Consider the following 1373-nt stretch of genomic DNA (forward strand, 5'->3'; position numbering starts at 1 on the left):
CAAACAAAGCAGTCATTTCAACCCTTAGCAATGATTGATGCAGAACAACAGATCGCTTATGGTGGGAAGTTATGGCAAAAATGGCAAAATCTTAGCTTTCAAAAAATCTTACCCGATTTTGCGCCTGAGATTGCTAATTTTCCAGCATTACAAGAAACTGCGTCCGAAAAAACTTATCAATTTCTTACCACGCTATTGAGTGGCAAATATAGTATCAGGGATTTAGCCGTTCAGAAACAAACAGATTGTCTAACTTTCCTGCGATCAATTTCTCCTTACATCCAGCTAGGAGATATAGAATTATTAGAAATACCAGATATACCTTATCCCATCGCTATTCCTCAAAATAAAACTGATATTCAACCAAATATCGAACATACAACTGATGCCAAACAATTACTGATTGCTTGTGTTGCTCTCAGTCCTGTGATGAGTCAAGTAATGGCGAAAGTTGCTACGGTGGCTAGTTATAAGTTTATTGGCGAAAGCGACTCCATGGAAGCTATGCCACTTTTGTTAAATTGCAAACCCGATCTTATTTTTTTAGATATTGAATTACCAGGCTTGAGTGGTTATGAAATTTGCACCCAACTACGGCAATTAGAATATTTTAGCAAGACTCCTATTATTCTTTTCGGGCGTAATATTGGCTTGATCGAGCGCATGAAGTCAAAAATGTCTGGTGCTTCAGAAATTTTTCAACAATCAATGGATGTTCAATCTATTTTCGGTTTGGTTAAAAAGTATGGTCAATTAGTAGTTAGTGGTTAGTTGTCGATCGATTCATTGATATTGGATATTTGCTTTTGCCAAATTTCTAGTAAATTATTGATCGCGACATCCCAAGTATATTTATCTTTAATTGATGCTTGACCTTGTAAGCCCATTTGCTGACGCAAGTTACGATCTTCAATTAATATTTTTAATTTAGCGATAAAATCTTCTATGTCTCCAGGGTTATATAAAAAGCCGTTAACACCCGATTCAATATTTTCGATTATTCCTTCAGAATGAGGTGCTAATACGGGAATACCTGCGGTAAATGCTTCCAAAACAGTTAATCCTCTAGTTTCTTTTTTCGATGTAGTAATATGAAGATCGCTATTAATTAACAATGCTGGTATGTCATCAGGATCGACTCTACCAAAAATATGGCAATGAGGAGTTAATTTAGTAAAACTTTGGGTAATTTTTTCTTTTAATTCACCATCTCCAACGATTAAAAAAGCAACTTGATTTTTATCTATTTTTTTTAAGATATCAGATAAATTTTTTAGAGTAAAATTCCAACCTTTTTCAGGGGTTAATCTGCCTAAGAAAATCAATTTTATTTTATTGTCAAACTCTGGCAAATTATATTTTTCCCAAAAAAA

At 34.1% G+C, this 1373-nt stretch carries 2 protein-coding genes; one reads left to right on the forward strand and one right to left on the reverse strand.

The features are described 5' to 3' along the window. On the forward strand, positions 1-771 hold a 771-nt coding region (locus H1P_RS33365; RefSeq protein WP_222427375.1), incomplete at its 5' end, for a response regulator. On the opposite strand, the gene H1P_RS33370 is transcribed toward H1P_RS33365, so the two are convergent. Further along, the coding region (locus tag H1P_RS33370; protein WP_144875782.1) for a glycosyltransferase family 4 protein at positions 768-1373 on the reverse strand (606 nt) is incomplete at its 5' end. The genes H1P_RS33365 and H1P_RS33370 overlap by 4 nt on opposite strands.

The organism is Hyella patelloides LEGE 07179, from assembly GCF_900659865.1.
In the GTDB taxonomy this organism is placed as follows: domain Bacteria; phylum Cyanobacteriota; class Cyanobacteriia; order Cyanobacteriales; family Xenococcaceae; genus Hyella; species Hyella patelloides.